Genomic DNA, 4,463 nt, shown 5'->3' on the forward strand with positions numbered 1-4,463 from the left:
TGGCTGCGCGACGACGACGGGGGCCAGGCAGCGCCAGCCCGAGGCACTGCCCGGCCCGGCGGGCGGCGAGGTCTGCCGCCAGCAGGCCACCCATGGAGTTGCCCAGGACGGCGAAGGGGGTCTCCCCCACGGTCTCGCCGACCCAGGCGTCGAGCCAGTCGGCGAGGTCGGTGAGACCGCCGCGCCCCTCGAGCGCCGGGCTGCGGCCGAAGCCCGGCAGGTCGACGTAGATCCGCTCCCACCTCCCCGGGGCGGCGAGGACCTCATCGAGCTCGAGGAGCAGGCGGTGGTCGACGCCGTTGCCGTGGACCATGACGAGAGGGACGCCCGTCCCCCGGCGCACGACGTGCGGGCGGGGACGGACGTCCCTCTCGGACGTCACGGGGATCAGCGGACCGCGGCCTGCAGGGCCTCGACCTTCGTCGTCTGCTCCCACGGGAAGGGGTTGTCGTAGCCGGCGGCCTCGGTGCGACCGAAGTGGCCGTAGGCGGCGGTCGGCGCGTAGATCGGGCGGAGCAGGTCGAGCTCCTCCACGATGGCCAGCGGCCGCAGGTCGAAGACCGCGTTGACGGCCGCCTGGATCTTGTCGACCGGGACCTTCTCGGTGCCGAAGGTCTCGATGTAGAGGCCGACCGGCTGGGCGGCGCCGATCGCGTAGGCGACCTGGACCTCGCAGCGACCGGCGAGGCCGGCGGCGACGACGTTCTTGGCGACCCAGCGCATGGCATAGGCGGCGGAGCGGTCGACCTTCGACGGGTCCTTGCCCGAGAAGGCGCCGCCACCGTGACGAGCCATGCCGCCGTAGGTGTCGACGATGATCTTGCGACCGGTGAGGCCGGCGTCGCCCATGGGGCCGCCGATGACGAACTTGCCGGTCGGGTTGATCAGGGTGCGGTAGTCGGACGTGTCGAGCTCGACGCCGGACTCCTTGAGCGCGGCCATGACCGGCTCGAAGACGTGCGCCTTGATGTCGGCCGGCAGCTGGCGCTCGTGGTCGATCTCGGCGGAGTGCTGCGTCGAGAGCACGACGGTGTCGAGGCGCACGGCGCGGTCACCGTCGTAGTCGATGGTCACCTGGGTCTTGCCGTCGGGGCGCAGGTAGTCGAGCTCGCCCGACTTGCGCACCTCGGTGAGGCGCTGCGAGAGCCGGTGGGCGAGGAAGATCGGCAGCGGCATGAGCTCGGGCGTGTCCTCGCAGGCATAGCCGAACATCAGACCCTGGTCGCCGGCGCCCTGCTTGTCCTTGGGGTCGACGCCACCGGTGCGGTTCTCGTAGGCCGTGTCGACGCCCTGGGCGATGTCGGGGCTCTGCGCGCCGATCGAGATCGAGACACCGCAGGAGCGACCGTCGAAGCCCTTGTCCGACGAGTCGTAGCCGACGCCCTCGGCGATGACCTTGCGCACCAGCTGCGGGATCTCGACATAGGCCTCGGTGGAGACCTCACCGGCGATGTGGACCAGGCCCGTGGTGACCATCGTCTCGACGGCGACCCGGCTGCGCGGGTCGGCCTCGAGCATCGCGTCGAGGATCGAGTCGGAGATCTGGTCGCAGATCTTGTCGGGGTGACCCTCGGTCACCGACTCCGAGGTGAAGAGACGTCCGGACACGCAGCACTCCCATGGTCGTGGACGGACGATCGTGGTGACCGCCCGGTACGGGCCCCGCCAGTCTAAGCACCCGGGCTCAGTCGGCGACGGTGGATCCCACGACGACGTCCCAGATCCCGTGCGAGACGACCGACTTGCTCGCCGGGCCGATGTCGACGGCGCCAGCGCTGCCCCGGGTGAGCACGTGCACCGTCGTCTCGTCGGCGCCGAAGGTCTTGTCGACGCCGACCTCGTTGACGACGAGCAGGTCGCAGCCCTTGCGCGCGAGCTTGGCGCGGCCGAGCTCGAGGACGGAGCCGGTCGCATCGCCGGTCTCGGCGGCGAAGCCGACGATGATCGGCGAGCTGGCCTCGCCGCGGGCCGCGACGAGCCCGGCGAGGATGTCGGGGTTGCGCACGAGCCGGATCGTCGGCGCCGCGTCGGGGTCGGCCGGGTCGTGCGTCTTCTTGATCTTGCTCTCGGCGTACTCCGCCGGGCGGAAGTCGGCGACCGCCGCCACCATGACGACGACGTCGTGCTCCGTGGCGCGGGCCGTCATCTCGGTCTCGAGCTCGAGCGCGGTCTGCACCGGCACGACGGTGATGCCGTCCGGCACCGGCAGGTCGAGGTTGGCCGCGACGAGGGTGACCCGGGCACCCCGGGCCGCGGCGGTCTCGGCGAGGGCCAGGCCCTGCTTGCCGGAGCTGCGGTTGCCCAGGTAGCGCACCGGGTCGAGCGGCTCGCGGGTGCCGCCGGTGCTGATGAGCACCCGGCGTCCCTCGAGGTCGCGGGTCGGCGACGAAGCGCTCGCCTCGACTGCGGCCATCGCGGCGGCGTGGATCACCTCGGGCTCCGGGAGGCGCCCGGGGCCGGTGTCGGCGCCGGTCAGCCGGCCGGAGTCGGGCTCGACGACGGTGACCCCGCGCTCGCGCAGGGTGGCGACATTGGCCCGCGTCGCCGCGTGCTCCCACATCTCGGTGTGCATGGCCGGGGCCATGACGACCGGGCAGCGGGCGGTGAGCAGGACATTGGTCAGCAGGTCACCGGCGAGGCCGTGCGCGGCCTTGGCGAGCAGGTCGGCCGTCGCGGGCGCGACGACGACGAGGTCCGGCGGTCTGGCCCAGACGCAGTGCGGCACGTCGGTGATGTTGCTCCAGACGTCGGTCTCGGACGGGGGCGACCCCGAGAGGCGGCCCTCCGACGGGCGGCGACGAAGCGCAGCGCGGCCTCGGTCGGGACGACCGTCACCTCGTGCCCGCCCTCGGTGAGCAGGCGCAGCAGCAGGGCAGCCTTGTAGGCGGCGATGCCGCCCGCGACACCGAGGACGATGCGCACGAAGGGGGACCCGTCAGGCCTCGTCGACCGGCGCCTCGGCGACCGGTGCGGCGGGCGCGGCGCCCTCCTCGGGGGTGGCCTCCTTGGTCAGCAGACCTTCGTTGATCTCGCGCAGCGCGATCGACAGCGGCTTGTCGTGGACCTGCGCGTCGACGAGGGGGCCGATGTACTCGAGCAGGCCCTCCTGCAGCTGGGAGTAGTAGGCGTTGATCTGACGGGCGCGCTTGGCGCCGTAGATGACGAGGGCGTACTTGGAGTCCGCCTTGGTCAGGAGGTCGTCGATCGGCGGGTTGGTGATGCCGATGGGGTTGGCCTGGGTGCCGGACACGTCGAGGTGGTCCTTGTCGTCGGGGTCAGGTGGTCGATCTCATCAATGATACGAGTTCCTCCGCCGCACGACGAATGTCGTCGTTGACGATGACGTGGTCGAACTCGCCCTGGGCCGCCAGCTCGACCTTCGCGGTCTCGAGCCGGACGGCTCGCTCCTCGGCCGTCTCGGTCCCCCGACCCTCGAGCCGACCGACGAGCTCCTCCCACGACGGGGGCGCGAGGAAGACGAAACGCGCGTCGGGCATCGAGGCCCGCACCTGACGTGCCCCCTGCAGGTCGATCTCGAGCAGCGGCAGCCGGCCGGCCTCGAGCGCGTCGTCGACGGGCCCGCGCGGCGTGCCGTAGGAGGCCCGACCGTGGACGACGGCCCACTCGAGCATCTCGCCGCGCGTGACCATGTCGGCGAAGTCGTCGCCGCTGATGAAGCAGTAGTGCACGCCGTCGACCTCGCCCGGCCGCGGCGGTCGGGTCGTCGCGGAGACCGAGAGCCACACCTCGGGGTGGTGCTCGCGGATCCACGCGGCGACGGTCCCCTTGCCGACGGCGGTCGGGCCGGCGAGGACGGTGAGGCGGGGGCTGCTCATGTGAACCTCTCCAGGAGTGCGGCGCGCTGGCGGGGACCGAGCCCGCGCAGTCGGCGCGAGTCGGCGATGTCGAGCTCGTCCATCACCCGACGGGCGCGGGCCGGGCCCACGCCGGGCAGGGACTCGAGCACGGTGGCGACCCGGGTGCGGCTCAGGACCGGGTCGTCGTCGGCCGCGGCGAGGGCCTCGGCCAGGGTGGTGCGCCCGTGCTTGAGCCGGTCACGCAGCAGCGAGCGCTGCCGCCGGGCCTCGGCGGCCTGCTCGAGCGCCCGGGCACGCTGCTGCGCACTGAGGCTCGGGACGGACACTGCTCCTCCAGGGCGACCGGGGACGGGGTGCCGTCACCTTCTCACGCCGCGGTGATGCGGGCCACCTCGGTCGCGACCTCACGGGCCCGGGAGCGAAGGGAGGAGACGTCCGGTCCGGCACGCAGCACGTCGCGGCTGCTGCTGGCGAGGACCTGCGGGAGCGCGCCGGCGAAGACGTCGCGCACGTCCTGAGCGGTGCCACCCTGCGCCCCCAGGCCGGGAGCGAGGATCGGCCCGGCCATGGCCGGCAGGTCGACGCCCAGGTCGCGCACGGCCGAACCGACCGTCGCACCGACGACGAGCCCGATGCTGCCGAGCT

General features: G+C 72.7%; 5 protein-coding genes and 2 pseudogenes. All 7 read right to left on the bottom strand.

From position 1 onward, the window contains the following. The coding region (locus tag AC2W7J_RS16130; RefSeq protein ID WP_485983651.1) for an alpha/beta fold hydrolase at positions 1-382 on the bottom strand (382 nt) is incomplete at its 3' end. 5 nt (positions 383-387) lie between these two features. Continuing rightward, positions 388-1,608 (bottom strand): methionine adenosyltransferase, encoded by a 1,221-nt coding sequence (metK, locus tag AC2W7J_RS16135; protein ID WP_255183574.1) that lies wholly within the window; start codon positions 1,606-1,608, stop codon positions 388-390. Positions 1,609-1,684: 76 nt separating this feature from the next. After that, positions 1,685-2,922 (bottom strand): annotated as a pseudogene (gene coaBC / locus AC2W7J_RS16140) (bifunctional phosphopantothenoylcysteine decarboxylase/phosphopantothenate--cysteine ligase CoaBC). A 13-nt stretch (positions 2,923-2,935) separates the two neighbouring features. Continuing rightward, entirely contained in the window at positions 2,936-3,250 is a 315-nt protein-coding gene (gene rpoZ, locus AC2W7J_RS16145; protein ID WP_168635252.1) for a DNA-directed RNA polymerase subunit omega, read from the bottom strand. A 25-nt stretch (positions 3,251-3,275) separates the two neighbouring features. After that, positions 3,276-3,836 carry a guanylate kinase gene (gene gmk / locus AC2W7J_RS16150; RefSeq protein ID WP_255183576.1) on the bottom strand — a complete coding sequence of 187 codons (561 nt, stop codon included), beginning with the start codon at positions 3,834-3,836 and terminating at the stop codon, positions 3,276-3,278. Then, on the bottom strand, positions 3,833-4,144 hold the full coding sequence (gene mihF / locus AC2W7J_RS16155) for an integration host factor, actinobacterial type (protein ID WP_255183577.1): 312 nt from the start codon (positions 4,142-4,144) through the stop codon (positions 3,833-3,835). The genes gmk and mihF overlap by 4 nt, the downstream gene beginning before the upstream one ends. A 41-nt stretch (positions 4,145-4,185) precedes the next feature. Then, a pseudogene (locus AC2W7J_RS16160) lies at positions 4,186-4,463 on the bottom strand (orotidine-5'-phosphate decarboxylase); the annotation flags it as partial.

The organism is Janibacter sp. CFPM2_SD2 (assembly GCF_057364645.1).